This window comes from Streptomyces pacificus (genome assembly GCF_011766325.1).
In the GTDB taxonomy this organism is placed as follows: domain Bacteria; phylum Actinomycetota; class Actinomycetes; order Streptomycetales; family Streptomycetaceae; genus Streptomyces; species Streptomyces pacificus.
In genome coordinates this window covers 154,906-180,507 of record NZ_BLLG01000007.1, presented here as the reverse complement: position 1 = coordinate 180,507, position 25,602 = coordinate 154,906, and the positions used below count along the sequence as shown (strand labels likewise).

General features: G+C 70.3%; 29 protein-coding genes and 1 pseudogene. 11 read left to right on the top strand and 19 right to left on the bottom strand.

Annotated elements, in window-relative coordinates:
• Positions 1–55: 55 nt before the first annotated feature.
• Entirely contained in the window at positions 56–916 is an 861-nt protein-coding gene (locus SCWH03_RS14705; protein WP_173264681.1) for a TetR/AcrR family transcriptional regulator, read from the top strand.
• An 87-nt stretch (positions 917–1,003) separates the two neighbouring features.
• On the opposite strand, the gene SCWH03_RS14700 is transcribed toward SCWH03_RS14705, so the two are convergent.
• The gene (locus tag SCWH03_RS14700; RefSeq protein ID WP_173264680.1) at positions 1,004–1,996 is read right to left on the bottom strand and encodes an esterase-like activity of phytase family protein; all 993 of its coding nucleotides are present in this window, start codon (positions 1,994–1,996) and stop codon (positions 1,004–1,006) included.
• A gap of 69 nt (positions 1,997–2,065) precedes the next feature.
• Here SCWH03_RS14700 and SCWH03_RS14695 point away from each other — a divergent pair, with 69 nt between their 5' ends.
• From SCWH03_RS14695 to SCWH03_RS14680, 4 genes are all read left to right on the top strand, one after another.
• Positions 2,066–2,755, top strand: a complete 690-nt coding sequence (locus SCWH03_RS14695; RefSeq protein ID WP_173264679.1) for a GDSL-type esterase/lipase family protein — start codon at positions 2,066–2,068, stop codon at positions 2,753–2,755.
• A 146-nt stretch (positions 2,756–2,901) separates the two neighbouring features.
• The gene (locus SCWH03_RS14690) at positions 2,902–3,138 is read left to right on the top strand and encodes an antitoxin (protein ID WP_173264678.1); all 237 of its coding nucleotides are present in this window, start codon (positions 2,902–2,904) and stop codon (positions 3,136–3,138) included.
• Positions 3,139–3,178: 40 nt separating this feature from the next.
• Positions 3,179–3,619: a CBS domain-containing protein gene (locus SCWH03_RS14685; protein ID WP_173264677.1), complete on the top strand. Its 441-nt coding sequence runs from the start codon at positions 3,179–3,181 to the stop codon at positions 3,617–3,619.
• A 247-nt stretch (positions 3,620–3,866) separates the two neighbouring features.
• Positions 3,867–4,856, top strand: coding sequence for an aldo/keto reductase (locus SCWH03_RS14680; RefSeq protein ID WP_173264676.1), 990 nt, complete (start codon positions 3,867–3,869; stop codon positions 4,854–4,856).
• 372 nt (positions 4,857–5,228) lie between these two features.
• On the opposite strand, the gene thpR is transcribed toward SCWH03_RS14680, so the two are convergent.
• Complete coding sequence (gene thpR / locus SCWH03_RS14675) at positions 5,229–5,798, bottom strand: RNA 2',3'-cyclic phosphodiesterase (protein ID WP_173264675.1); 570 nt, start codon at positions 5,796–5,798, stop codon at positions 5,229–5,231.
• Between the two features lie 563 nt (positions 5,799–6,361).
• Between thpR and SCWH03_RS14670 the strand changes: the two genes are divergently transcribed.
• Positions 6,362–6,712 (top strand): hypothetical protein, encoded by a 351-nt coding sequence (locus SCWH03_RS14670; RefSeq protein ID WP_173264674.1) that lies wholly within the window; start codon positions 6,362–6,364, stop codon positions 6,710–6,712.
• 68 nt (positions 6,713–6,780) lie between these two features.
• Here the strand turns inward: SCWH03_RS14670 and tgmC (SCWH03_RS14665) are convergent, their stop codons facing one another.
• The 9 genes and pseudogenes from tgmC (SCWH03_RS14665) to SCWH03_RS14625 form a co-directional block, all read right to left on the bottom strand.
• Positions 6,781–7,902, bottom strand: a complete 1,122-nt coding sequence (gene tgmC, locus SCWH03_RS14665) for an ATP-grasp peptide maturase system methyltransferase (protein ID WP_173264673.1) — start codon at positions 7,900–7,902, stop codon at positions 6,781–6,783.
• Entirely contained in the window at positions 7,895–8,881 is a 987-nt protein-coding gene (gene tgmB, locus SCWH03_RS14660) for an ATP-grasp ribosomal peptide maturase (protein ID WP_173264672.1), read from the bottom strand. Before tgmB (SCWH03_RS14660) ends, tgmC (SCWH03_RS14665) begins: the two co-directional genes overlap by 8 nt.
• Before the next feature lie 160 nt (positions 8,882–9,041).
• Positions 9,042–9,266, bottom strand: coding sequence for a DUF7848 domain-containing protein (locus tag SCWH03_RS14655; protein ID WP_173264671.1), 225 nt, complete (start codon positions 9,264–9,266; stop codon positions 9,042–9,044).
• Positions 9,263–9,484, bottom strand: a complete 222-nt coding sequence (locus SCWH03_RS14650) for a hypothetical protein (protein ID WP_173264670.1) — start codon at positions 9,482–9,484, stop codon at positions 9,263–9,265. The genes SCWH03_RS14655 and SCWH03_RS14650 overlap by 4 nt, the downstream gene beginning before the upstream one ends.
• Positions 9,485–9,709: 225 nt before the next feature.
• The gene (locus tag SCWH03_RS14645; RefSeq protein WP_173264669.1) at positions 9,710–10,885 is read right to left on the bottom strand and encodes a helix-turn-helix domain-containing protein; all 1,176 of its coding nucleotides are present in this window, start codon (positions 10,883–10,885) and stop codon (positions 9,710–9,712) included.
• 542 nt (positions 10,886–11,427) lie between these two features.
• Positions 11,428–12,339 (bottom strand): transporter substrate-binding domain-containing protein, encoded by a 912-nt coding sequence (locus tag SCWH03_RS14640; protein WP_254076763.1) that lies wholly within the window; start codon positions 12,337–12,339, stop codon positions 11,428–11,430.
• A 9-nt stretch (positions 12,340–12,348) separates the two neighbouring features.
• Positions 12,349–13,089: a hypothetical protein gene (locus SCWH03_RS14635; protein ID WP_173264668.1), complete on the bottom strand. Its 741-nt coding sequence runs from the start codon at positions 13,087–13,089 to the stop codon at positions 12,349–12,351.
• Complete coding sequence (locus tag SCWH03_RS14630) at positions 13,086–13,526, bottom strand: hypothetical protein (RefSeq protein WP_173264667.1); 441 nt, start codon at positions 13,524–13,526, stop codon at positions 13,086–13,088. The genes SCWH03_RS14635 and SCWH03_RS14630 overlap by 4 nt, the downstream gene beginning before the upstream one ends.
• A gap of 123 nt (positions 13,527–13,649) precedes the next feature.
• Positions 13,650–13,880, bottom strand: a pseudogene (locus SCWH03_RS14625) (transposase); the annotation flags it as partial.
• A 44-nt stretch (positions 13,881–13,924) separates the two neighbouring features.
• Between SCWH03_RS14625 and SCWH03_RS14620 the strand changes: the two are divergent.
• Positions 13,925–14,401 (top strand): hypothetical protein, encoded by a 477-nt coding sequence (locus SCWH03_RS14620; RefSeq protein WP_173264666.1) that lies wholly within the window; start codon positions 13,925–13,927, stop codon positions 14,399–14,401.
• 433 nt (positions 14,402–14,834) lie between these two features.
• Here the strand turns inward: SCWH03_RS14620 and SCWH03_RS14615 are convergent, their stop codons facing one another.
• The 3 genes from SCWH03_RS14615 to SCWH03_RS14605 all read right to left on the bottom strand — a co-directional run bounded on the left by SCWH03_RS14615 (position 14,835) and on the right by SCWH03_RS14605 (position 17,634).
• Positions 14,835–15,470, bottom strand: coding sequence for a choice-of-anchor C family protein (locus tag SCWH03_RS14615; RefSeq protein WP_173264665.1), 636 nt, complete (start codon positions 15,468–15,470; stop codon positions 14,835–14,837).
• 332 nt (positions 15,471–15,802) lie between these two features.
• Entirely contained in the window at positions 15,803–17,170 is a 1,368-nt protein-coding gene (locus SCWH03_RS14610) for an MFS transporter (RefSeq protein WP_173264664.1), read from the bottom strand.
• Between the two features lie 26 nt (positions 17,171–17,196).
• A complete protein-coding gene (locus SCWH03_RS14605; RefSeq protein ID WP_173264663.1) occupies positions 17,197–17,634 on the bottom strand; it encodes a MarR family winged helix-turn-helix transcriptional regulator in 438 nt (145 codons plus the stop codon).
• Between the two features lie 132 nt (positions 17,635–17,766).
• On the opposite strand from SCWH03_RS14605, the gene SCWH03_RS14600 reads away from it, so the two are divergent.
• Positions 17,767–18,087 carry a hypothetical protein gene (locus SCWH03_RS14600; protein ID WP_254076761.1) on the top strand — a complete coding sequence of 107 codons (321 nt, stop codon included), beginning with the start codon at positions 17,767–17,769 and terminating at the stop codon, positions 18,085–18,087.
• An 80-nt stretch (positions 18,088–18,167) separates the two neighbouring features.
• Here SCWH03_RS14600 and tgmC (SCWH03_RS14595) read toward each other — a convergent pair whose 3' ends face one another.
• From tgmC (SCWH03_RS14595) to SCWH03_RS14580, 4 genes are all read right to left on the bottom strand, one after another.
• Entirely contained in the window at positions 18,168–19,355 is a 1,188-nt protein-coding gene (gene tgmC / locus SCWH03_RS14595; protein WP_173264662.1) for an ATP-grasp peptide maturase system methyltransferase, read from the bottom strand.
• Positions 19,342–20,310: an ATP-grasp ribosomal peptide maturase gene (tgmB, locus tag SCWH03_RS14590; protein ID WP_173264661.1), complete on the bottom strand. Its 969-nt coding sequence runs from the start codon at positions 20,308–20,310 to the stop codon at positions 19,342–19,344. The genes tgmC (SCWH03_RS14595) and tgmB (SCWH03_RS14590) overlap by 14 nt, the downstream gene beginning before the upstream one ends.
• 210 nt (positions 20,311–20,520) lie before the next feature.
• Positions 20,521–20,862 carry a DUF6415 family natural product biosynthesis protein gene (locus tag SCWH03_RS14585; RefSeq protein ID WP_173264660.1) on the bottom strand — a complete coding sequence of 114 codons (342 nt, stop codon included), beginning with the start codon at positions 20,860–20,862 and terminating at the stop codon, positions 20,521–20,523.
• On the bottom strand, positions 20,859–21,050 hold the full coding sequence (locus SCWH03_RS14580; protein WP_173264659.1) for a hypothetical protein: 192 nt from the start codon (positions 21,048–21,050) through the stop codon (positions 20,859–20,861). The genes SCWH03_RS14585 and SCWH03_RS14580 overlap by 4 nt, the downstream gene beginning before the upstream one ends.
• Positions 21,051–21,305: 255 nt before the next feature.
• Here SCWH03_RS14580 and SCWH03_RS14575 point away from each other — a divergent pair, with 255 nt between their 5' ends.
• Positions 21,306–22,547 carry a helix-turn-helix domain-containing protein gene (locus SCWH03_RS14575; RefSeq protein ID WP_173264658.1) on the top strand — a complete coding sequence of 414 codons (1,242 nt, stop codon included), beginning with the start codon at positions 21,306–21,308 and terminating at the stop codon, positions 22,545–22,547.
• A gap of 10 nt (positions 22,548–22,557) precedes the next feature.
• A complete protein-coding gene (locus tag SCWH03_RS14570) occupies positions 22,558–23,031 on the top strand; it encodes a hypothetical protein (RefSeq protein WP_173264657.1) in 474 nt (157 codons plus the stop codon).
• Positions 23,032–23,248: 217 nt separating this feature from the next.
• Here the strand turns inward: SCWH03_RS14570 and SCWH03_RS14565 are convergent, their stop codons facing one another.
• Positions 23,249–24,715 (bottom strand): NCS2 family permease, encoded by a 1,467-nt coding sequence (locus SCWH03_RS14565; protein ID WP_173264656.1) that lies wholly within the window; start codon positions 24,713–24,715, stop codon positions 23,249–23,251.
• A 539-nt stretch (positions 24,716–25,254) separates the two neighbouring features.
• Between SCWH03_RS14565 and SCWH03_RS14560 the strand changes: the two genes are divergently transcribed.
• The gene (locus tag SCWH03_RS14560; RefSeq protein ID WP_173264655.1) at positions 25,255–25,518 is read left to right on the top strand and encodes a DUF2530 domain-containing protein; all 264 of its coding nucleotides are present in this window, start codon (positions 25,255–25,257) and stop codon (positions 25,516–25,518) included.
• Positions 25,519–25,602: the final 84 nt, after the last annotated feature.

The window sequence follows — 25,602 nt, the reverse complement described above, 5'->3', positions numbered from 1 at the left end:
GTACGCCGTACTCAGTTTTTGCGGGCGGTGTCGCGCAACGGCTTAGGGTGAGCCCATGACGCGCAGCAGCCTCGACCTCCTCTGGGGGACCGGAGAGCGCCCCAGCCGCGGCCCCAAACCCGGTCTCTCCCTCGACCGGATCACCGGGGCTGCGGTCGCGGTGGCCGACGCGGAGGGCCTGGAGGCCGTGTCCATGCGCCGGGTCGCCGCGGAACTCGGCGTCGGCACGATGTCGCTGTACCGGTATGTCCCCGGCAAGGCGGAACTGCTCGATCTGATGCTCGACAGGGTTCAGGCGGACTCACTCGCCGCGGCACCGCCCCCCGCCGCCGACTGGCGCGACGCCGTCAGGGCCCTGGCCCACGGCCACCGGAACCAGCTCCACAGACACCCCTGGCTGCTCCGGGTCAACGAGGCCCGTTCGGCACTCGGCCCCAACACGCTCCGCGGTCTCGAGGTCTGCCTCTCCGGACTGCGGGACATGGGCCTGACCGACCCCGAGAAGATCGCTGTGATCGTCACCGTCCAGAGCTTCGTCACCGGCACCGTGCGCACGGAGATCCAGGTCGGCGAGGCGGCCGTGGAGACCGGAGCGAGCCACGACGAGTTCTGGGAGCGGCAGCGCCCCTACCTCGAGCGGGCCATGACCAGCGGGGAGTTCCCGCATATGGCCGCCCTGTCCGAGGACGCGTTCGCGCCCGGTCTCGACTCCTTCGGCTTCGGGCTGGACCGGCTGCTCGAGGGCTTCGAGTCCCTGGTGGCGCGGCGCGCCCCGGAGGGGACGCGTACCGCGGAAGCGGACGGCCGCGGCTCCTCCCCGGACGAGGGGAACACCCCCTCGCCTTCGAGGGGGTCCTCCTCCCCCGGACGGGGCAAGGGCTCCCGGCCGGCCGGGAGGAAGGGCTCCGGCGCATAGTGCCGCGCCCGGCCGGTATCAGCCGGTATCAGCCGCAACCAGCCGGCACCGACTGGCACCGACTGGCACCGACCGGGTACGGCGCGTTCAGCCGCGCCGCCGCCGGGACCTGAGCAGGAGGAACGCCAGCACGGCAGCGAGCACGGCACCCGCCGGCACCGCGAACCCCCGGTCGCCGTCGGCGCCGGCACCCGCGGCGGACGGGTCCGCATCCCCGGAACGGGAGGGCGACGCCTCGCCCGGGCCCTCGCCGTCGCCGCGTCCCGCGTCCCGGCGTACGACCTCGCTCTGCTCGCCCTCCGTGCCGAACATCAGCGACGCGCCGTCCGGAGTGAAGGCCACCGACTCGGCCTGGCCCTGGAGCGGCGCGCTGACAGGGCGGTCGGCACCCAGCCGCCCGTCGCGCCAGGCGTAGGCGCGGGCGCTGAAGTAGGAGCGCAGCACCAGTTCCCGGCCGTCGGGCGAGAAGGCGCCGTCCGTCACCCACGGCACCTCGCCGATCCGGCGGAAGACGTTCGTGCCGCCCGTCGCGAGCCGTGCCGGGCCCTCGTAGAGCCCGCCGCCTTCCTCGTTCTTGCTGGCGATGTAGACCCGGCCGGTCTTCGGATGCACCATCATCGCCTCGGCGTTGCGGGGGCCGTCCGCGTACCGGACCGTGTACTGGGTGGCGTCGACGGTGACATCCCGCAGCGTCCGCGGCTCGGGGAAGCGGTAGATCCAGACGTGGTCCCAGCTCCCGTTCAGATTGTCGCCGATGTCACCGACGTAGACGTCTCCGTCGGGTCCGACCGAGATCGCCTCCATGTCCCGCGGCCGCCCCACACCCCTGAGCGTGACGGTGGCCACGGTCTCGCCGGTCCGGGAGTCGACCGCGAAGACCCGCGGCTCGTCCTGGTCGTTGTGCGTCCAGTACACCCCGGGATGGGCACGGCTGGCCGCGAGCCCGCTCGACTCCGTGATCCGCGGATCCTTGATGGTGAAGCCGCCGGTGTCGTCGGCGGCCGCGGGCACGGCGGCCCCCAGGACCGCCACGGCGGCCACGGCGGCCACGGCCGCCCGAGTCGTACGCAGCGAAGGCATGCCCCCAAGTGTCCATCGTCACGTGACCGGCCGGGGCCGCGCCCTGCGAAGGTCGGCCATCATTACCCCATGCGTTTCCTGTTCGTCGGCGATTCCATGACCATCGGACGCGCCGGCGACTACACCTGGCGCTATCGGATGTGGCAGCACCTCAACCGCTCCTTCGGCGGCCCGTACGCGATAGTCGGCCCCCGCACCGAGCTCTACGACACCGCCGCCGACGCGCCCGTCTCCACCGACTACGCCCGCCGGGACTTCCCGGCGCACGCCCGCCGCCACCTGGCGGGCTGGGGCGAGGGCTGGCTGCACATGGCGCCGCTGATCGGCCCGGCGGTGACCGCGGCCAGGGCCGATGTGCTCCTCGTGTCGCTGGGGCTGATCGACCTCGGCTTCTACACGAACAGCACACAGACCGCCGCGAACGCTCGGCGGTTCATCGCCGCGGCCCGCGAGGCCAATCCGCACGTCCGGGCCGTACTGCTGCCGGTCGTCCCCAACATCCGGGCCCTTGCCGACGACCCGTTCGCCGCCGAGTGCGACCGCTTCAACGAACTCCTCGCCAAGGCGGTCGCGGACCTGGACACCGCCGCGTCACCGCTGCTGCTGGCCTCGGCGCCGTACGGGTACGACATCCACACCGACACCTACGACGGCACCCACCCGGGCCCCACCGGGGAGCACAAGCTCGCGGCCGCCTTCGCCGAGGCGATGCACCAGGCCTGGGGGCTCGGCGGCCCGTACGAGCGGGCGGGGGACTGAGGACACCGCCACGGCCCTCGACCGGCGGTCCCCTGCCCGGTGCCCCGACCCCGGCGGCCCGGGCTGCGGGGCCGCCGCGCAGATGCGATCCGCGCAGGAGAGGGCGACCCTGGAGGAGCGGGGGCATACGGCAAGGAGGACTGCCCATGTCCATGATGGACAAGCTCAAGCAGATGCTGAAGGGCCACGAGCACCACGCCTCGAAGGGCGTCGACAAGGCCGGGGACGCGATCGACGACAAGACCCAGGGCAGGTACAGCGGCCATGTGGACACCGCCCAGGACAGGCTCAAGGAGCAGTTGGGCGGCGACCACGGCGACCACGGCCACCAGCCCGGTGGCCAGCCCGGTGGCCGGGACCAGGACAAGCCGCCGCAGCCCTGACAGCGGGCCGGCAGACCGCCCCGAGGAACGGAAGGCCACCATGACCGGGGACAGCAGGCTCACCGCCCGCGACATCATGAGCGGCGGAGTGCAGTGCATCGGTGCGCACCAGTCGCTGCGGGAGGCGGCACGCATGATGCGCGACCTGAACGTCGGCGCCCTCCCCATCTGCGGCGACAACAACAGGCTCACGGGCCTCATCACCGACCGCGACATCGTCGTGCGGTGCTGCGCGGAGGGCATAGACCCGGCGACCGTCCAGGCCGGATCGCTGTCCGGTGACCTCCGCTGGACCGACGCGAGCGCCCCCGCCGAGGAGGCGCTGCACCTGATGGAGAAGCACCGGATCAAACGACTCCCGGTCATCGACGTCGACCACGGGCACCGACTCGTCGGCATCATCGCGGAGGCCGATCTCGCCAGGAACCTCTCGGACGACCAGATCGCGGAGTTCGTCTCCAAGGTGTACGCGAACGCCTGAGGATTGACCGGCCCCGTACGGTCCGGTCGTCCGCCCGCTTCCCCGCGACCGCGGACCCTCCCGGCCCCACGCTGCACCCGGCATGAGGCCGTACTGCCGCGGCGGTTGAACACCTGGGACACCGGGGTGCTTGCGGAGCGGAGGCGGGCGGCCCGAGCCGCCGCCCGGACCGCACCGTGTGCTGGTTCGCGCCGTGTACCCGCCCCGCCTTGCACGGAGTGGGCCCGAAGGGGTTCGCTTGGGTGCCATGGAGTACACGCAGCTGGGACGTACCGGACTCAGGGTCAGCCGTATCGTGCTCGGCACGATGAACTTCGGTCCGCAGACGGACGAGGACACCAGCCACGGCCTCATGGACGCGGCACTCGACGCGGGTCTGAACTTCTTCGACACGGCCAACGTCTACGGGTGGGGCGAGAACAAGGGCCGCACCGAGGAGATCATCGGGAGCTGGTTCGCCAAGGGGGGCGAGCGCCGCGACAAGACGGTCCTCGCCACCAAGGTCTACGGCGGGATGGCCGGCGACGGCAAGCCCTGGCCCAACCACGACCGGCTCTCCGCGCTCAACATCAAGCGCGCCGTCGAGGCCTCGCTGAGGCGGCTTGGGACGGACTACATCGACCTCTACCAGTTCCACCACGTCGACCGCCGTACCCCGTTCGAGGAGATCTGGCAGGCGATCGACGTACTGATCAAGGAAGGGAAGGTCCTCTACGCGGGATCCTCCAACTTCCCCGGCTACAAGATCGCTCAGGCGAACGAGACCGCCGCACGCAGGGGCATGGTCGGTCTGGTCAGCGAGCAGTGCCTGTACAACCTGGCCGAGCGCCGCGCCGAGATGGAGGTCGTTCCGGCCGCACAGGAGTACGGCCTCGGCGTCATCCCGTGGTCCCCGCTGCACGGCGGGCTGCTCGGCGGCGTGATCAGGAAGGAGGCCGAGGGCAGGCGCCGCAGGGACGGCCGCAGCGCGAGCGCCCTGGAGAACACGAAGGTGCGCGAGCAGGTCCGGGCGTACGAGGACCTGCTCGACGAGCACGGCCTGGAGCCCGGCGGGGTGGCGCTGGCGTGGCTGCTGACCCGGCCCGGGGTCACCGGCCCGATCGTCGGCCCGCGCACGGCCGAGCAGCTGGACTCGGCGCTCCGCGCGGTGGAACTGGATCTCCCGGAGGAGCTGCTCGCGTCGCTGGACGAGATCTTCCCCGGCCCGGGCCCGTCACCGGAGGCCTTCGCCTGGTGACCGGGAGCGATTCGGGCGGTCGGCCGGCGATTCGGCGGGGCGGAGCCGCCGCCCTTTCCCCGGGGCGGCGGTCCGCGGGGTTCAGCGCCCGAGCGCGGCCGCCACGGCGACGACGGCGAACATCAGCACAAGCACACCGGCCATGATCCGGTTACGGGTCTTCGGGTCCACCCTTCGAGCGTAACGGGCAGGTCCGGGCCCTCGGTGCCGGGGGCGCCCGCGAGGCGCCGTGCGGTCGCGTGCGCGGCCCGCCCCGCGAGGGCGGCAGGGCATCCCGGGGGCCGGTGGGTGAGGCATCCGCGAGGCACCGGGAAGCGGTCCCTCCCCCAGGCGCCCCGCCGCACCGCGTGGCCCCGCCGCACCGCACGGGGCTCAGTCCGCCGCGCCCAGCGGCCAGGCGCCGGTCTCCTCGTAGCGCGGCCGCTCGCCCGGCCGTCCGCCGCCGGGCAGATCGCTGCGGATCAGCAGCAGCCGGTCCACGGTCCACGGCCGGCCCTCGAACGGAGCCAGGGCGTCGACGTACGGGCGCAGGTCCGTGTCGGCTCGGCTGCGTGCGAGGGTGAGATGGGCGTGGTAGCGACGGTGTTCCTGCATGGCGACGCCGGCCCGGCGCGCAGCCGCGTCCGCCCGCTCGGCGAGCATGCGCATCGCGTCGAGTCCGCCTGCCGCGCCCACCCAGAGCGTCCGCCGGCCGAAGTGCCCGCCGCCGTGCAGCCGCAGCCGGAACCCCTCGCTGCGCCGTGCGGCCCGTCCGAGCCGCACGTGCAGCTCGGGCAGCAGCCCCTCGTCGACCTCCCCCATGAACGCGAGGGTGAAGTGCCACCCCGGCCTCCCGGTCCAGCGCAGGCCCTCGGCCCCCGGCAGCCCGTGCAGGCGGTCTGCGGCCCGCCCGAGTTCCCGCAGGACCTCTTCGGGCGGCACCACTGCGGCGAAGAGTCTCATATGCCGAGTCTCGCAGCGCCGGTCCCTCGTACTTGCGGTGACCGCATAGGGCGCACCGTCTCCGGCAGATCCCGCACCGCTGCCTCCGGCCCCGCGCGGGGCGGGCGTGGACCACGATCACCACACCCTCGGGGCCGGACTCCGCGTCATCGGTCTCCTCGGCCTCGACGGAGTCGATCACCGTGCCTTCGACTCCGAGCAGCCGAGTCTGCTTGCTTTCCGCACGCCGTATCCAGGCCCATCCGTTTCGTACTGTCGCAAGTCGAAACGGAGTCGTCACGGGCGCAACGTGACCTTGAGGCGTATCTCAGGCTTCGGGAGATCGCCGAGGGCAACTGCGTGCAGTGGTGCTACAAGGGCCGCTTGTACGACCTGTCGCGCACCGCGATGACCGGTTCTCCACGGGCCTTGACGCGCTGCTCGCCGAGCGTGAGGCGAGCGAGATCCGCGATCGCGTGTTGCGCGGGCAGCGCGCGTCCGCCGAACAAGGTCTCCCGACCGCAGGGACGTTGTTCGGGTACGAGCGTCAATACGACCCGAAGACGTAGGAGTTCGTTCGTCAGGTGGTTCGCGAGGATCAGGCCGCCGTCGTGCGCGAGGCCGCCGAGCGGATCGCCTCGGGGGAAGCGAAGACAGCGATTATCCGGGACTTCAACCGGCGGGGAATCTGGACAGCCGCGAAGTGCGTGAACCTGCACCGGAGCACGTTCGAGAAGCACGTCACGGCCCTCGTGATCGAGCGCCTGTCACGTCCGGACGCCGCCGAACTGTTCTCCGGCGAGGGGCACGCGGACGCCGCGCGGGAAGCGATGGCGGAGGCCGCGGAAAAGCGGGCACGGGTATCGGGGCGCGGTACCTACGTGGCCGAGCAGAAGCCCGACCAGGCCCCGGAGGAGTCCGCCCCGAGCACATGAGGAAGCCCCGCCCGTCCGCTACGGGGGAACGACGGACGGACGTGGCAGCATGGGGTGTCAGCCCGCGGTCACGCCCAAGTGAGGCGTTGCCCGTCGGGGCCGACGTGCAGCCGCATACGGTCGGCAGGCGGGCGCCCGTCCGCCTGCCACTGCGTGACACGTTCGGTGATCTCGTCCCACAGGCGCGCCGTGCCGTCCTGCCGGACCATCCACCGGCCGCCGTCCTGGAAGACGACCGCCCACGCTTCGGCGTCCACGTCGATCACGACGTGTTCCGTCCGACCGTCACGTTCCAGCGTGAGCCGCTGTGCGCGCGGCGCGGCGAACTGCGCGACGAACCGGGCGGTCCAGTCGTCGAGCGCATCCGCGCCCAGCCCGGAGGGCACCGCGTCGCCCTCGCTCAGGTTCGGCAGGATGCCCAGCGGGGGCGGAAGGTGGGGACGGGCCAGCATGAACGAGACCTGTCCGCCGAGAACCGGGCCGCTGGCCGTGCCGTCGTCAGCGACCATGAGCCGTACGAGTTCGGATGCGTGCATCCATCCGCCGACCGTGACCAGGACCTCACCGCCGGGCCTGGTCTGCGCGAGCCAGTCGGCCGGCACGGTGTGCACGCCGCACGTGGCGATCACGCGGTCATACGGACTGCCCTCCTTGTAACCCGCCAGTCCGTCACCGACCACGCGGGCAGGCCAGTACCCGGCGCCTCCGAGCGCGATCCCGGCGCGGGCGGACACCTCCGCGTCGACCTCCACCGTGGTCACGTTGTCCTCGCCGACGACATGGCAGAGCAGCGCGGTTGAGTAGCCCGTGCCCGTGCCGATCTCCAGAACGCGCGTCCCCTCGGCCGCCCGCAGGTCTTCGAGCATCCGCACGACCAGACTCGGCAGGGTGGACGACGACGAGGGGGCCGCCGCGATGCGCCCCTCGACCTGGTCGGGGAAGACGCCCCCGGCCACCTGCGTCACGAGGGTGTCGTCTTCGTAGATCCGCGCGAGTCCTCCCGCGGAGTCTTGGGCCGCGGGCCGGTACCAGCCGCCGTCTTCGTACTCGAACCAACCGCGCGAGAGGAACGCCTCGCGGGGCACCGACATGACGGCCGCTTCCCATTCCGGGCTATGCAGGGCGCCAGCCTTGGACAGGCGCCGCGCAAGGTCGGACCGTAGGTGTTCCGACGGCAGGGGGTCACTCATGCTGACCCGCTCCGTTCTCCAACAGGTCTGCGATTGCGTGTGTGATCGGCAGTCCGGCCGCGTCTTCCAGCCACGCCCATTGGCCGTTGGGGTTGCACTCCAGAAACCACCAGGCGCCGTCCGCAGTCACGGCGAAGTCGAAGGCGCCGAAGTTCAGCCCGAAAGCGGCGAGGAACCGCACAAGCGCCCCGCGTATCCCGTCCGGGCAGGCGACCGGCTCATAGGTGAGGCTCTGGTACTCGGCTCTCCAGTCCACAACCCCGGGCGGCGCGGTAATCCGGGCGCTGAACACCTGCTCGCCGACGACGACCGCCCGCACGTCCGCCACCTTGGGCACCTGCGCTTGGAACAGGTGCGCACTGTGGCTCACCGCGCCGTCGACCTCGACCGCCTCGACCGGGGCCGCCCAGATTCCGGCGGGCTCGCCCTCAACCTCGTACGCCCCCGCGTGCAAAGGCTTGTAGATGGTCGGCTGTGCGGCGCAGAACGCCTTGGCCTCCATCGGATCGTTCGTGATCAGGGTGGCCGGGACCATGAGCCCTACCCGGGTCCCCGCGTCCAACTGCGCGGGCTTGTACTCCGCCCGTGCGATCGCCTGCGGGTGGCTCAGAAACAGGCACCCCGGCAGCGCGCCCAGCACGCCGCCCAGGCCGCGCCGGTTCTCCTGCGCGGCGAACCGGGCCGCCTGCTCGCCGCTGCCCGTCGGGTAGGGACTCGGCCGACGGTGGTACAGGGCGCGCACGGCGGAAAGGTCGGCCGTACGCTCCCCGACCATCAGCCGCCCGCCCCATCCTCCCCCAGACTTCGTCCGGGAGGCGCCCCCAGCCCCGATGCGCGCGGCCAGCACCACGGGCGCCGGGAAGTCGCGCCCCGGGTCGAACCGGAGGACGGGCACCCGGCGCCGGTTCAACTCCGCGATGACCAGATCAGCGGTTGCGTCCTCGTACTCCGTGCAGACCAGCACCGGGCGTCCGTCCATGGCGCCACCCCCTAGTCCTGCGTCGCGTCGTGGCCGGAGTCGGCATCTACCTTGCCGTCCGGGCGGAGTCATCACAGGTAGATCTGTCGTTTGCAGTTCCGGCAGTAGGTCGTGCCGTCGCGCTTCTCGGTCTGCCGGTGCTCACACGTCCGGGTCGTGGTCATCGCGCCACCCCGACCGGCAGGGCCGCGGGGTACGGGTCGAACGCCCACGTCTGCGGTTCGGTCGGGTCCTCGCTCGCGGGTGACGTTGCGGCGCACTCGGCGTCGTCCTCGGTGAGCGCGAGGCACCGGAACGCGTAGGTGGTGGGCGGGGCGTCGTCGTCCCGATCGGGCCGTAACGTCCAGTCCACGAGGACGAATCTGCGCCGGGCTGTAGTGGTCACAGCCGTTCACCCCGGCTCCGGGCGTTCACACGGGCGGTCTCCGCGCGCAGACGCTCTTTCGGGTCCGCGGGGCGCACGTGCTCGGGCTCGGCGTCCCACTCGGTTCCACCGCCAAGGGGGCGCAGTGACCAGTACGGGCCGGCGACCCCGCGGAACTCCCCGAGCTGGTCCACCCGTGTGTCTACGACCAGCGAGCCAACGGCAGGGGCCGCGCTCATCACGCTTCCCCCGACTTGGGTTCGCACCCCTTCGGCGCCCCGTCGGGGCGGGGCTCGGGGGCGGGGTACGCGTAGCGGAAGGGCCAGAGACCTGACGCGGCGTCCAAGAGCGCGCGTCGGCGGGCACTGTCGGCGCGGGTTCGTCGGGTCATACGGTGACGCTAGAACCGACGGGACAACACTGTCTGTGGCACTTCCATTACCGACAGCGCCGAACTACCCCTTTCAGATCGCCAGTTGCAGCGTGCTTGCCATGGTTCGCATCGCGGGGGTCAACTTGCGTCGCCCGTCAACCACCGACCGGAGTACGTCCCGCGCAGGGGATTGGTTGGGGAACCACTCGGGCGACGACGCCTGTACCTCGGACAGCTTGCCGAACGCTTCGGTGTACTGCCCAAGACGGGCGTATGCCTCGGCTACCGAGAGTCCATGCCGAGCCCGCACGCTCGCGGACGGAAGCACCGCGGACCGTGGTGCCGTCTTACCAAGCGTCCCCGCGAGTCGTAGTGCGTGGTCGGGCTTGTTCCGGACCAAGGCGTCTTCCACGGTCTTCATGCGGACAGATAGCGGACCGAAGGTGCGCATCTGTTCGTGAGCCGGCCGCACCTCCCTGCCGAGCGCTGTTGCAGCGCTGGAAGCGAACTTCAACGCATCTGCGGCGAGCCCCGGTTGGTTGTTGCGGATAGCAGCGGCAGAGACGTTGAGCAGGAGCAAGCCCCAAGCCGACAGCTCGTCGGGAGTGGCTCGGCTGATCCGAGGCTCTAGTTCATCTGCCCAGCGCGAGGCAGTGTGCAACGCTTCGTCCAATCGCCCTTGCCGCATGAGCAGCCAGCACAGGGTGTTGACGGTGGCCGCCGTAACCATGCGGTCCGTTGCATCGTCCATTGCGCGACGCAACACGATCTCGGCAAGGTCGAACTGTCGCGTGTGAGTCAGCGCCCCGGCGACCAGTTGCAGCACCCGCAACCGCTCGGCGCGTCCCTCGCACCCGAGTGCTTCGGCATCGTTGATCAGATGCGGCAGGATCGCCGCAAGTTCGGTGAAGCGGTGCGCGCGGTAGTAGGGGACGGCCGTGGCAACAGCATCGGCAACGCCGTGCGTGGTCGGGGCTTCATCGCTACTGCCGCCATGTGGCCGAACTAGGGCCGCGCGTACAGGGCTCCACAGCTCGGGTGTCCCCGGCGTGGGACCTTCCTCGGAAGGCTCGGCTACCAGGGACATGGTGGGGACGCGGAGCACCAGGGCGAGGGCCCGCAGCGTCTCCATTCGCGCCGTGTCCCGCTCCCCTTGCTCCAGCTTCCGAATGGTGGAGATAGAGACACCGGACGATTCGGCCAACTCGTTTTGCGTAAGCCCACTTAGCTTGCGGGCTTGCTTGACTTTCTTCCCCACGTCAGTCATGGAGCCAGGGTACGGCTACCGGCAGCGTGGCGTAACGGAGAGCGAAAACGGAACAAGCCCCGCCGTACCCCCGGATCGGGAAGCATCGCGGGGCTTTGGTCACGCTGCCCGGAGTCGGGGGCGCGGCGCACAGGGGTCGCGAACCGCAGGCCTTCGGGCCGGTCTTGGTCGGGGGTGCGATCCGTGCCCCCACACCTGACCCTGCCCCGTGACTCTGCACTCGGCCAGAGGGTGCCGCGCGCCACGTGTCCGGCTGACCTGCGACGACTCACGCTCCGCAACGTTGGTCCTGACGAAACTTGACATACGGCGTGTTCTGCGTATCAGCCCTGGTCAGCGACCCACGGAAGCGACAGGAGAGCCGATTTTCGCGAAGTCGGGCTGTGCCACCGTGCGCCAATGACGCTCCGTCACGGGTAGCGGCGTTGGAGGTGGGTCATGAGGACGACGCGGTGGTGCAGGAATGGAACGTCGGCGCCGGGCCGTGGAGCCAGCCTGCGCCGTCCGCCAGCAGGTGCGAGGACGCCATCGCTACCGGCCGCTCAGGGGCTGATGTTGTCGCGGCACGAGCGGGCCTCGATCTCCTCGTCGCTCGGCTTGTGCTTGCTGATCCAGGCTGTGTCTGCTGCGGTGAGAGCGGGCAGGGACGTCTCCACGTCCCTGATCCAGGTGCTGGTGCCGACATACTCCTTCAGCCAGTCCTTGAGCTTTCGGCAGTCCTCCCGGTGTCCCTTCGGCAGGCCGATCCCGTAATCCTGCGGTACCCCGATGGTCACGTCGGGGACGACGCGCAGCCCGTCGTCCTCGTACCGCTGGGCGAAGCCGTAGAGGATCGTCTGATCGGTGGAGACCGCCTGCACCCCGTGGTCGAGGAGTTGCTCGATGCAGTCCGAGGCGTCGGTGAGGACGACCGGTTCGGCGTGGACGGTGTTCTTGATGTCCTCTAGCGCTTCTTTCGAGGTGGTGCCTTCCCAGGTGCAGATTCTCGTGCCGCTGAGATCGGAGAGCTGTTGCACGTCGCCGCTGTCAGGACCGACGAGAAACCCCTGCCTGGTCTTGAGATAGGGCCCCACGAAGTCGATCAGCTTCATCTTCTCCGACGTGATGGAGAACGAGGCGATGACCATGTCGGCCTTTCCTTGCCGGAGTTGGGTGACCCTGCCGCCCGAGGTGACATCCATGGGTTCGCTGAAGGGGACGGGGTCGAGTTCCTCCTTGACGTGCTGGAAGACGAGGAAATCCAGTCCGGAGCGGTCGTAGTTCTTGGAGTACGACATGCCTGGCAGGTCGTTGTGTGTGGCGACCGTGATACGCGACCTGCCGAGGAACTCCGGTTCGGGTTCCTCAGAGGAGCACGAGGCAAGGCCCAGCAGCAGGGCCAGGACAGCGGCTGACCGGCCGATCCGGCCGGGCAGCCGGAGGGACGAGCGTGGCTTCGGGAACGTAGCGGGCACGGGATCCTCTCAGTCGTGCAGAGCGGCTTCGGCCACGGACACATTCATCTGGCACCCCTCGTTGGTCCGCAGGGCGATCTGCACTTCGATCTGGCCTTGGAGACCGCCGAGCGGGAAGTCGACCGTCCGGCCGCTGCGCACCTCCTCGACTCGGGTGCTGGCACGGTCACGGAGCTGAGCGGCGTAGCGGCTCTCAGGTTCGCAGAACCCCTGGTCCCCTTTGGCGTCGGAGATCGTAAGCTTCAGCCGCAGGTGGGCGCGATCGGTGGGGCCCGTGACGACGAGACTCAGTTCGGAACCCGACGTGACCTCGCCGCGCGGTGTGAGACTGGTGCGGCCGGTGATGTCTATCTCGCCGTGATCGGAGAGATAGTCCATGCCGACCGTGGCGGCGACCGCGAGCATCACGGCCGCGGCCGACATGAGCACGCGCCAGTGCCGGGCCAGCCTGTCGCTCTTGGGGTGGGCCAGCCGTCCGAGTGCCAGAACGAGCGAACCGGCGATCGCGAGATACACGTAGACGAACTGGTGCGGCGGACCGTCGGGGGCGCTGATCAGGGCGTAGCTTCCGAGCAGAAGGACGAGCAGGAACGGCGGCCAGTTCCAGCCGCCCCAGTGCTTCGCCCTGTCGGCGAACTCGACGACGTCACCGACGAAGATGCTGAGGAACAGCTTGCCGACGAAGCCGATCGCCTGTGAGCTGTCCCCGTGGGTCTGAGCGCTGTACTTTCCCGCCGGGTCGCCGCTCACCTTCCGTCGCTGTCCTTCTCCGACGTGGTGTTGAAGTTGAAGGTGGCCTCGGCCACCTCGCCGATCGCCTGCGAGTTGTTCCCGTAAGTTGCGACATGGAACTGGGCGCCTGCGGGGCGTGCCTTGATGATCCGGCTCATCAGGGATTGGGCGCTCAGATCGTTGTCGTCGCTCAGCCACTGGCCGATCACTCTTTCCAGGACCTCGCGTTCGTCCGGGGAGAGGGCCTCGATCGCCCGGACGGCGTCGCTGTCCTGCTCGGTGGGCAGTTCGTCGGCGCCTCGTTGTAGTGCCTTGTCCAGTAGCTGCCGCCCCCGCTCGACCACGCCGTCCGTGAGTCTGGTCTGTGCGGAATCGACCAGGGCGCCGGCCATAGATGCCGCGGCCGCGCTGATGAAAGGTGCGATCACAGCCGCGGTCGATAACAGATCGGACATGCGTTCCTCCAGTTTCTCCGCCGGGGTCGGGCCGGACGCCACCTGACCATGCCTTTATGAACAGTGTCAATGGCCTTGGAAGTGGCTCTGTCGCGAGTTCCGTGATCCCCGGGGTGTTGATCTTCAGCGGTAGAGGATTACCCGCTTGCGGAGGAGGTCGGTTTTGGCCCGACCGTACATCTGTCGCTTGAGCATTCTGACCCGGTTGACGTGGCCTTCGATCGGGACGGAGTTCCGGTGCAGGCGGAGGCCGGCCATGACGGCGTCCCAGTCCTTGCGCAGTCCGGTGGCGAATCCCCGCAGTTCAGGATGGGTGCTGTTCTCGGGGTCCGTTATCCACGTCTCGAGTTTCTCTGGGTGTGTTTCCGCTTGAGTGACGTGTCTTCAAGATCCGTCGCTTGATGCAGTTGCGGCTCGTTGCGGTTGCTGGCGATCAACTGGCGGGAAGAGGCTGCTCGATGAGTGGCGATGCCGTACTGCAGCAGCTGGATGAGCGATTGGCGGCGTACCGGGCCGAGGCAGAACCGCTGCTGCCGCCCTCCCGCGGCAAGCACCGCGCCACCCCTACCCCCACGCCGGAACCGGCGGCGCCCGCGGCGTCTTCGCGTCCCCGGCGGTCGCTGCCGGAGCACAAGAGCCCGTACGCCCGCGAGGCCGCCGAACAGCAACCGTTCACGGACACCATCAGCCCCGTACGCCCCTGCGTGCCCGCCGCGCCCCGCAAGCGGCCGGACGACCCGAAGCGGCGGGCGCAGGCCGAACGGCTCTGGGCGCTCGACATGGCCGCGCGCGGTATCGACGTGAGGCCGAATGTGATTCACGGCGTGCACGTCGGCGCCGGTACCCGCGCGGTCCGGGTGGCGGTGGGAGCGTGAGCGCCGTTGTCTGCTGCCTCTGCGAGCGGCTGACCCTCGCGCCGGTCGCGGTGCGCTACGTCGAGCGGGCGAGCGGCCCCGGGTGGACGCTGTACGCCTGCCCCGACTGCGCGCCCCACCTCGCCCCCCGGTCCCCTGTCCGCGGAGATTGCCCGCCGGCACGATGCCGGCGATCTTCCCGGCGGGCAGGGCCCGCCACCGGGAGCCGATCTTCTTGAAGTGGCCGCGTAGCAGGGCGGCGAGCCGGATCAGGGGGGCACTCGACAGCGGCAGGCGCGGCGGTGCAGACAAGGCCGTCAGGGCCCTCGACGGGATGGCTGTTCTTCTTCACACCAAACTCAACTCTCGACTTTCGCCGTTCTGATCGACTGGCAGTCGATCAGAACGGCGAAAGTCGGGCTCGCCACCAGGGCGAACGAGGCCTGACGCGGCACTAGCCGCATGAACCGCTGGCGCAGCAGGAGCAGCTTGTGACCTTGACGTCGTCGATGACCGGGCCGTAGGCCGTGGGCCCGGACGTGCTGGCGAACGTCAGCTTCGTGGACATGCCGTTGGCCACGAACGTGAACTGCCGTGTCACGTAGCCCATGTTCGCGAGTGTCTTGCCGGCCGTGTTGAAGGTGAAGTCCTGGAAGTTCTGCCCGTCGATGTGGACTTCGCCTGTCTTCACGGTCGGCAGCCCCGCTGGGTTGCCGGCCAGCGAGTACGTCACGGTGTACTTCGTCCCGGGCTCCGTCGTGAACGTCTGGGACAACGTGCCTGCGGTGCCACCGTTGAGGTCTACCGACTGGTCGCCCTCCGCGGCCTGCCAGAAGCCGTCGTCGACCAGGTCGACGCTCCCGCTCTCGACCTGCCACAGACCCATCGTCTGGCCTGCGACGAAGGTCGAGAAGGAGTTCAGCGGGACGGTGGGGGTTTCGAAGCTGCCGTTGGTGAAGGCTGTGGTGGCGGCCTGGGCTGCCATCGTGCGGGCCGAGTGGGCGCTGTGAGCGGGGGATGCCGCAGCGGTACCGACGCCTGCAAGCAGAGCGGCCGCGGCGAGTGCGGCGCAGAGACGCTTGGACAGCATGGGAGCCTTCCGATAGGGGGGCGAAGTGACTGGACGGACAGAAACTCCCACGGTCATCCGCATATGACACGGGCAGACACACGGGCATCCGGGTGAGTAGTCACCAGCCATCGAGCCATGCGTCCGATACGCGGCAGTTGCGGGAGCGTGCACGGTGATGCCGGTCTCCAGGGCGGGCGCCAAGCCGTTGAACCTTCCCGGTCGCAGCAGGCGCCATCCGCCCCACCGACGCACCCCACGCACCCCACGCACCCCACGCAGACACAGACGACCGGTCGGCCGGTGTCTCCGCACAGGCATGCGCAGGCGGGAGCCGGGGCGCCGCCGGGCCGCTATGCCGCCGCCGTCAGCCGCTCGCGCGGAACCATCCGCACATGCCGATGGCCGCGGCGGAGGTCCAGCTTCAGGCGCAAGCCGCCGGCCCGGAGCAGGATCAGGCCGATCACGACCGCCGCGATCACCGCCACCGCGCCGCCCGTCGCCATGCCGACCCGTACGCCGTAGTGGTCGGTGAGCCAGCCGACGACCGGCGCACCCAGCGGCGTACCGCCGACGAAGACCATCATGTAGAGGCTCATGACCCGGCCCCGCATCGCCGGGTCCGTGGCCAGCTGGACCGACGAGTTCGCCGTCACGTTCACCGTCAGGCCGACCATGCCGATGGCGACGAGCAGCGCCGCGAAGAGCCAGAAGGACGGCGAGAGCGCGGCGGCGATCTCCAGCACCCCGAGCAGCGCGGCCGCGCCGAGGAGCATCCGCAGCCGCGAGGAGCCGCGGCGGGCCGCGAGCAGGGCCCCGGCCAGGGATCCCGCCGCTATCAGCGTGTTGAGCAGCCCGTACGTACCCGCGCCTGCGTGGAAGACCTTGTCGGCGAAGGCCGTCAGCCAGATGGGGAAGTTGAAGGCGAAGGTGCCGACGAAGCCGACGAGCACGATCGGCCAGATCAGCTCGGGCCGGCCCGCGACGTACGTCAGGCCCTCCCTCAGCTGCCCCTTGCCGCGCGGCACCGGCTCGGTCCGATGCAGTTCGGCGGGGCGCATCAGCAGCAGCCCGATGATCGGCGCGAGGAACGACAGGCCGTTGAGCAGGAAGGCCCAGCCACTGCCCACGGCGGTGATCAGCACACCCGCGACCGCGGGCCCGACCAGCCGCGCGGACTGGAAGTTCGCGGAGTTCAGGCTGACGGCGTTGCGCAGCTGCCCCGGCCCGACCATCTCGGAGACGAAGGACTGGCGGGTCGGGTTGTCGACGACCGTGACCATCCCGAGCAGGAAGGCGACCAGGTAGACATGCCACACCCGGACCTCGCCGGAGAGCGTGAGGACGGCGAGCGTGAGTCCGCAGAGGCCGAGCGCGCCCTGGCTGAAGAGCAGCAGCAGGCGCTTGGGGCAGCGGTCGGCGATGACCCCGCCGTACAGGCCGAAGAGGAGCATCGGCAGGAACTGCAGGGCCGTGGTGATGCCGACGGCGGCGGCCGAGCCGGTGAGGGTGAGGACGAGCCAGTCCTGGGTGATGCGGGCCATCCAGGTGCCCGTGTTGGAGACGATCGCGCCGGTGAAGAAAAGCCGGTAGTTGCGGATCCTGAGCGAGGAGAACGTCCCCCGGCCCGCCGGCCCGTCTGCCGGGGCCGTGCCGCTCGTGTGGTCGTCGTCGTGGGGCTTCGGTGCGGGTGCGGAGTCTGCTCCGGGTCCCGGACTCAAGAAAGGTCGCCTCCTCGGGCTGGTCGTTACAGGTGCGCGAGCTTCTCCAGCACGGGAGCGGCCGCGCGCAGCTTGGCCCACTCCTCCTCGTCCAAACCCTCGGCGAGCGAGGACAGCCAGGCGTTCCGCTTGCGGCGGGACTCCTCGAGCATGGCCTCGGCCCGCTCGGTCTGGCTGACCACCTTCTGCCGGCGGTCCTCGGGATGCGGCTCGAGCCGGACCAGTCCCTTGGACTCCAGCAGTGCCACGATGCGGGTCATCGACGGCGGCTGGACGTGCTCCTTGCGGGCCAGCTCACCCGGGGTGGCCGAGCCGCAGCGGGCCAGGGTGCCGAGCACCGACATCTCGGTGGGGCTCAGCGATTCGTCGACGCGCTGGTGCTTCAGGCGCCGGCCCAGCCTCATGACGGCCGAGCGCAGTGAGTTCACGGCGGCGATGTCGTCGCCGTGGGACAGGTCAGGCATAGTCCTTAGCTTAACTCATTACCCATCCTAATAACCACCGCGTTACAGCCCTGCCGCATGTCTCACCCAAACGAGTGAGAAGACCTCGGAAAGTGACGCACCGATCAGTTCCGGCCAACCATGCTGGTTGACATGGCAACAACTGCAACGACCGAATCGAGCACATCGAACGCATCGGCAGTGCTGAGCCTGCGGATGGACGGCGAACTGCTCGACCGGCTCCGGGAGCATGCCGCCAGACGCGGAACGAGCGTCCAGGACTATGTGGTCCGGACCCTTGTACGGAACGACTTCGACGAGCGCTTCAAGGCGGCCGTCGACGAAACGGACGAGTTCTACGGCCAGGCATCGGACCGGCCCGGGCCGAGCGGGGACCCCGCCCGACCGGGACGCGGTGCTGCCCCCGGGCGGGCAGCAGCAGCGAGCACAGGCACGCGAGGACGCCCGCGATAAGGTCGGCCACGTTTCGTCAGCTCCTTGCAGCGGCGGCGCAGGAGCGCGGGGCGTGCTGGCCGCCGAGCTCTCCTGTGGTGTCAGGCGGGCAGGCGCCAGCTTGGGCCGTCGGGGGCGCCGAGCCAGACGTGTTGCGCGTCCGGGGTGACGGTGAGACCGAATTCGGTGGGGTCGGGGGAGCCGGCGGCGGGCCACGGGGCGAGTGCCTGCTCGACGGCGTCCCACAGCAGCACCGGGCCGCCCTGCCGTACGGTCCACCCCTCGCCGTCCGGGGCGAGAACGGCGAACGCGTCGTTGCCGGCGTCGAGCACGTACGTGTTCACCGTGCCGTCGTCGGTGGGCATGGAGAAATAGCGGGCGTGCGGCAACGCGAGCTGAGCGACGAACCCGCTGTCGGGCACGGTCAGAACCTCGGGGCCGTAACGGGTGTCGCGGGTGGTGCCTTCGTCCCGTGCCGGGAGCATTCCGAGGCTTTCCGGTGCGTCCTGCTGTCGAGCGATCATGAAACTCGGGTCCCTGGACAGGAACCGGCCGTGCGCGGTGTGCTCGTCCTCGACGGTCAGTCGTACGAGGCCGAGAGACCGCATCCAGCCGCGGAGCGTTGCGACGATCAGCCCGCCGGGGCGGGTCTGCCGCACCCATGCCGCGGGGATGCTGCGCACGCCCATGGTGGCGATGGTGCGCTCGGCCGACGGGCAGCCGGGGGCGCCGTTGAGTCCGTCGCCGATCAGCAGGCGGGGGCGGTAGCCGCAGCGGGCGAGGTTCGCACGGGCGCGTGCACCGACGTGCGGGTCGGTCTCGACTGAGGTGACGCGGTCGTCGCCGAGGTAGTGGCATGTGAGCGAGGTCGAGTAGCCGGTGCCCGTCCCGTACTCCGTCACCGTGTGGTCGTCCTCGATTCGCAGGTCTTCCAGCATTCGTACGACCAGTGAGGGAAGGGTCGAGGATGAGGTCGGGTGCGCGTTGCTGATGGGCTGCGGGTCGGCCCAGTCGATTTCGCGGCCGTCGAACTGCGTGATCAACGTCTCGTCGGCGTACGCCAGCCGTAGCCACTCGTCGAGGCCGACGAGTTCGGGCGTGATGGGCGCCCACGTGGTGAGCCCCGGCGCGTCGGTCTCGGCGTAGAACCGGGGGACCAGCTCATGCCGGGGGACGGCCTCGACGGCGGCACGCCAGCCGGGCGAGTGGAGCCAGCCTGCGGCGGCGAGCTGGTCGGCGAGTTGCTGCCGCAGCTTGGCCGCGACGCCGTCGACATCAGGTTCGGTCATGGGTACCTCGTTCCAGTAGGTCAGCGAGGGCCGCGGTCATGGGCAGGCCGGTCGGCGGTTCCAACCATGCCCACTGTCCCGACGGGTTGCATTCGATGAACGTCCACTCGCCGGATGCGGACAGGGTGAAGTCGAACGCGCCGAAGACGAGACCGAAATGCATCAGGTACGAGCGGATCGCGCGCGCAACGGCCGGTGGCGTCGTGATCGGCGTGTACGTGTGGGCGCTGTAGTCGGTGCGCCAGTCGAGCAGGTCGCAGTCAATGCGTACCGCGAATATCTGCTCGCCGATCACGGTCACGCGAACGTCGGCGGCCTTGTCCATGCGCGCCTGGAACAGGTGCATGGTGCCGGAGACGCTGTCGTCGATCTCATCGGCGGTGACCTCGGCGACGGGTAGGGTCTGCGCCTTGCCGTCGACGAGGTAAAGCGGCACGGACAGCGGTTTGAAGATGACCGGGCCCTGATCCTTGATGAATGCGCGGGCGTCGTCGGGCTGGTTCGTGATGAGCGAGGGCGGCAGGGTGAAGCCGGACGCTGCCGCGGCAGCGAGGCCGGCGGGCTTGTACTCGGCGTCGCCGATGCGGTTGGGGTGGTTGACGTACAGGCAGTCGGGCAAGGAGGCCAGTACTCCGCCGAGTCCGTAGCGGGCTTGCGCGACGGCGAAGCGGGCGTCTTGCGGGTCGAGGTGCGGGAAGGCGAACCCGGACGGGCGCCGGTAGTACAGCGCCCGTACCTCGCCCAGTTCAGCGATACGGGTCGGGGTTGCCACGCTTCCGCCCCACCGTGCCGTGTCGCCGCCGATGTAGGCGGAGCACGACAGGGTTGCGGGGAAGTCTCCGGAGTCGAGCCGCACGACCGGGACACCCCGGCCGTGCAACTCGGCGATCACGAGATCCGCGGTCGGGTCGTCAAGGTTGGTGACGACCAGTACCGGACGGGGATCGGTTGTCACTGGTCGGTGTCGTTCCCCGTGTCGCTGTCGGGCGAGTCGCTGTTGCGGTCACCTTGCCCGTCGTGCCGGTGGGCGGGTTGGTGCCCGACGAGGTGCCGTGCCCCGGCGCCATCACGACCGTGCCCGCGGCGTCGAGGTAACGGGCGGTCTGTGTGCGGGCGTGGTCCGGTCGCCGTCGGGTCGCGCTGCGGGCGTGGTGCGTCAGTTCGCTCACTGCGCTTGCCTCCTCTGGTGGTCGCTGGCGTACCGCAGGAGAAGCGCCACGGACTTGCCGAGCAGCCGGAGGTTCGCCTCCGGGTTGCCGCCCCGGTCGGCGGCGACCCGCTGCGCGTGCTCGACCGTGCTCTGCGCGATGCCCTTCGCCCGGCTGTCCGCCAGGGCTTCCGCGTACCGTCCGGCCGGCTCGGCCAGGAGGCCGATGTAGCCGCGGAGGCGCTTGCGCAGCTCATCGGCGGTGGGGCCGGTGGGAGTGCCGTAGTCGGCCAGGGTCACGGCGAGGTTGCTGTCGCGGGCCATGTCGACCGCGGTGGGAACCTTCCGGCCGGTGCTCACCGTTCGGCCTCGCCGTCCTGATTCGTTGCCGCTCCGCGCTCCTCCGGCGTCTCGCAGCGAGCGAGGAATGCCTCCCAGCCGTGGGAGGCGATCGCCAGAGTGCGGGCGGACAGCGAGTCACCGCCGGGGAAACGGGAGGGGAGCGCCGGAGGAGTCGGCGCGCCCTCGGCCTGGGGGCTGTTGTTCATCGTCATCTCGTGGCCTCGGTGATGGCGCCGCGCCCGTGGCTGTCGGGGGTGAAGGGCGCGGGCGCGGCTGCTGATGGTCGGCTGGAGTCGAGCCGGGGCCGCGGGTCGGTGGAGTCGCCTGCGGCTGACAGCCAGTCAACGCCCGGTGCCTGGCGGGAGGGCAGCGTTGATGCGGGACCCGCGTACGGGTATGCGCAGAGTGGGTACGGTCCCATGTCGATACCCGGCCAAACGCGTAGCGTGGGGGAGAAGCCGTTGAACTGGAAGGTACCGGCAGTCCGTGAGGCGTCCCGAAACGGTGACTACGGCAGGGTCATCGAGCTGGCTCGCAAACACGTCCGGATGTCGCAGAGGCAGTTGGGCGAGGCGTGCGGGCTGTCTCAGTCGGCGGTGTCACGGCTGGAGAAGAAGGGGCCCGGCTCCTACGGGACGGAAGTCCTGTCCGCGGTCGCGGCACACCTGGCGATCCCGCCCCATATGGTCGGCCTCGCAGGCCGGCAGCACGTATTTCGAGATGGACATGGACAGGTGGAGCGACGCGGATTCCTGGGCGGCGTGGCAGCGGCCGCGGCGGCTCCGTTCCTTGGCGCACTGCCCGACCCCGGATCAGCCGGTGGCCAGGCCGCTGCGCTCAGGCTCACCACATCGACGTTCCGCAGACTCGACAGCTCGACCCCGTCCCGGGACCTGAACGAATCTGTGCAGACCCACATCCGGCTCGTCCAGACCGTGAGTCGCGATGCCGGGTCGGGTGAGGCCCGGTCCCGGCTGGCATCGATCGGGAGCGAGGCTGCGAGCCTGGCCGGGTGGCTGGCCTGGGACATGGGTGACCACGGATCGGCACGCTCCTGGTACGGGTCGGCCATCCGGGCCGCACGGTCGGCCGGTGACCCGCTGCTGACCGCCTATCAGGCCGGGAGCCTCGCCCAGTTCGAGGCGCACGCGGGCAACGGTGCACAGGCTTTGAACCTCGCGCAGAACGCGCGCCGCTGCTTAGGGCATGATCGTCCGGTGGTCGCAGACGCGTGGCTGTCGTCGGTGGAAGCTCTCGCCCATGCCGCCGAAGGAGACCGACGAGGGGCCGACCGGGCTCTTATCCGCAGCCGTGCCATGGCCGAGAAGCTGTCTCCGTCCGATTCGCCGCCGTGGCCATGGGTGTTCCCCTTCGACTCGGCCAAGGTCGCGGCGGCCCGGGTCACCTGCGGGGCGCGGCTCGGGCTCGCCGACTGGGTACTCGCCGACGACACCCAGGCCCTCGGCACCGGCAGCGCGAAACAGCGCGCTCTCGTGGTCCTGGACGTGGCAGCCGGTCATCTGGCGGGGGGCCGGGTCGAAGCAGCCTTCGCCCTCGCCTCACGGGCGGTGGACACCGGGCTGCAATACCGGTCCGGGCGGATCATCGAGCGGGCCCGCAGGGTGCGCCGCTCCCTGTCGCTGACGTCTCCGCCCAAGGTGGTGCGGGACTTCGACGAACGGCTGCACGACGTCTACCTGTAGGAGGGGAACCATGCGCATCGGGATCACAGGACACCGGGGGCTGAACCACGAGGTGGGCGCGGCTGTACGCGGGCTGCTCGAAGCGGCCGTCCGCGAGCAGGACGCGGAGGACCTGATCGGGGTGTCCTGTATCGCGGACGGGCCCGATGCCTGGTTCGCCGAGCTGGTGCTCGCGCACGGGGGGCGTCTTGAAGTCGTCGTTCCCGCAGCCGAGTACCGGGAGAGCCTGCCGGAGGCTCATCGGCCTCTGTACGACGAGTTGATGTCCCGGGCCTCCGAGGTCCACGAGACCGGCATGACCGCCTCCGACCCGGCCGCGCACATGGCGGGCAGTGAGATCGTCGTCGGTCTCGTGGACCAGCTCTTCGCGGTGTGGGACGGCAAGCCCGCCCGGGGTTACGGCGGCACAGCCGATGTCGTCGCCCACGCTGAACGATCCGGCGTTGCCCTGCAGATCATGTGGCCGGAGGGGGCCAGTCGTTGAGGATCCCGAGGTCGGGAGTTCAACAGCTGTTTCCGCCCGGCACTCCGATGCATGCCAACCGGCACGGCGCGCCCGGCGACCGGCGACCGGCGACCGGGACCGGCCGGGCGAACCGGGTGGCCGGGCGGCGCCGGATGCGTCCGGATGGGGTCCGGCCGCCGGCCTCGCCGCTCGCTCCGGGACCGTGACCGTGACCGCCGCCGCCGAGGGCGGACCCTCAGGTGAGGCCCAGCGCCGGCATCGCGTAGGAGAAGACGAAGACCGCGGAGACCACGTACATCGGGATCGGCACCTCGCGGCCGCGGCCCGCGGCCAGCCGCAGCACGCTGAAGGCGATGAAGCCGATGCCGATGCCGTTGGTGATCGAGTAGGTGAACGGCATCATCACCATCGCCAGAAACGCCGGAACGGCGATGGTGAAGTCGCTCCAGTCGATGTCCTTGATCGACCCCGCGAGGATCAGGAAGCCGACCGCGAGCAGCGCGGGCGTCGCCGCCTGGGACGGGACCATCGTCGCCAGCGGCGTCAGGAACAGCGCCGCCGCGAAGAGACCGCCCGTGACGACCGACGCGAGGCCGGTGCGCGCGCCCTCGCCGACGCCCGCCGTGGACTCGACGAAACAGGTGTTGGCGGAGGAGGAGGTGGCACCGCCGGCGGCGACGGCGATGCCGTCGACGATCAGCACCCTGTTGATGCCGGGGAACTCGCCCTTGTCGTCCATCAGCTTCGCCTCGTCGCCGACGCCGAGGATGGTGCCCATCGCGTCGAAGAAGCACGACAGCAGCACGGTGAAGACGAACAGCGCGCCGGTGAGCAGGCCGACCTTCTCGAACCCGCCGAACAGGCTGACCTGCCCGACGAGCCCGAAGTCCGGCGTGGCGAGGGGGTTGCCCGGCCACTCCGGCACGGTCAGGCCCCACGCCCGGCCGGGGAGCCGGGCGATCAGCTGGATGACGACGGCCACCACGGTCATCGCGATGATGGAGAGCAGGATGGCGCCGGGCACCTTGCGGATGATCAGCGCCAGAGTGAGCAGCGTACCGAGGACGAACACCAGGACCGGCCAGCCGGAGAGGTGGCCGGTGAGCCCGAGCTGGAGGGGGACGACGGTGTTGGCGGCGTCCGGGATGCGGGAGACGAAGCCGGAGTCGACGAGGCCGATCAGCATGATGAACAGGCCGATACCGATCGCGATGCCCTTGCGGAGGCCGAGCGGCACCGCGTTCATGACCCGTTCGCGCAGGCCCGTCGCCACCAGCAGCATGACGACGAAGCCGGCGAGGACCACCATGCCCATGGCGTCGGGCCAGCTCATGCGCGGGGCGAGCTGGAGCGCGACGACCGTGTTCACGCCGAGCCCGGCCGCCAGGGCGATCGGGACATTGCCGATGACGCCCATGAGGAGCGTCGAGAAGGCGGCGGTGAGCACGGTGGCGGTGACCAGCTGGCCGCCGTCGAGCTGGTTCCCGTACATGTCCTGGGCGCTGCCGAGGATGATCGGGTTCAGTACGACGATGTACGCCATGGCGAAGAAGGTGGCGAAGCCGCCGCGGACCTCACGGGCGATCGTGGAGCCGCGTTCAGAGATCCTGAAGTAGCCGTCGAGCCGGCCGGGGGCACGGGAGTCCGAGTCGGGCCGCTGCGGCTGCCGGACGTCATCGGGCGCGGTGGCCGTGGGGGGCATACGAGTCCTCGTCGAGATGGTGCATGGCTCACTCCGACCGACCGGCCATCCGGAGCTTGGAGATTGCTACGAAGAAAACCGATCAGACACAAACCGCTTCAGTATGAACAGATAAAGCCAAGATCGGTATCTCCGCGCGTAGACCCTTCTGCGCGGAGACATCTCGGGGCGGAGACATCTCGGGGCGAAGGCCGGCTCCGCCGCCGAGAACGCACCCGGGGAACGTCGGGGAACGCCCGAGGAGCGTCCGGGAGCGTCCGGGGACGCGGATGGCCCCGGGACGTGGGGCCCGGGGCTTCGCCGGGGGAAGGGGAACGGGACGGGCGGCAGGGGACACAGCCAGGGCCCGGGACACCCGCCCGGCGCCCAGGGGCACGGCCGAGGGCCCACCAGGAGGGGTCCGCCAGGGCGCACCACCCGGGACACCGCCGGGGCGCACACCACCCGGGACACCGCCGGCCCGGGCACCGCCGGCCCGGGGCACCGCCGGCCCGGGGCACCGACGGGGTGCTGCCATGAGTGCCGCCTACACTGACCGCATGGCGAAGTGGACCCCCGAACACGAGGCACCCGAGCCCCTGGAGGGGCCGGTCGTCGCCACCATCACCGGCGGCACGGTCCTCTGGTTCGCCCTCTTCCTGGTCCAGGTCCCCTTCTACGGCTGGTTCGCCGAGCACCAGCTCGGCTGGTGGGTGTGGACCTGCCTGGCCGGCGGCGGGCTGGGCCTCATCGGCATCTGGTACGTGCGCAAGCGCGACGCGGCGATCAGGCGCACCGAGACCGCGTCGCACGGCCCCGGCTGAGGCGGGCCCCGGCTGACGCGGCCGCCGGCTCCCGACCGCCTCGCGCCCGGTCGGGGGCGGCGGGCCGTGAATCGGGGGGCCGGA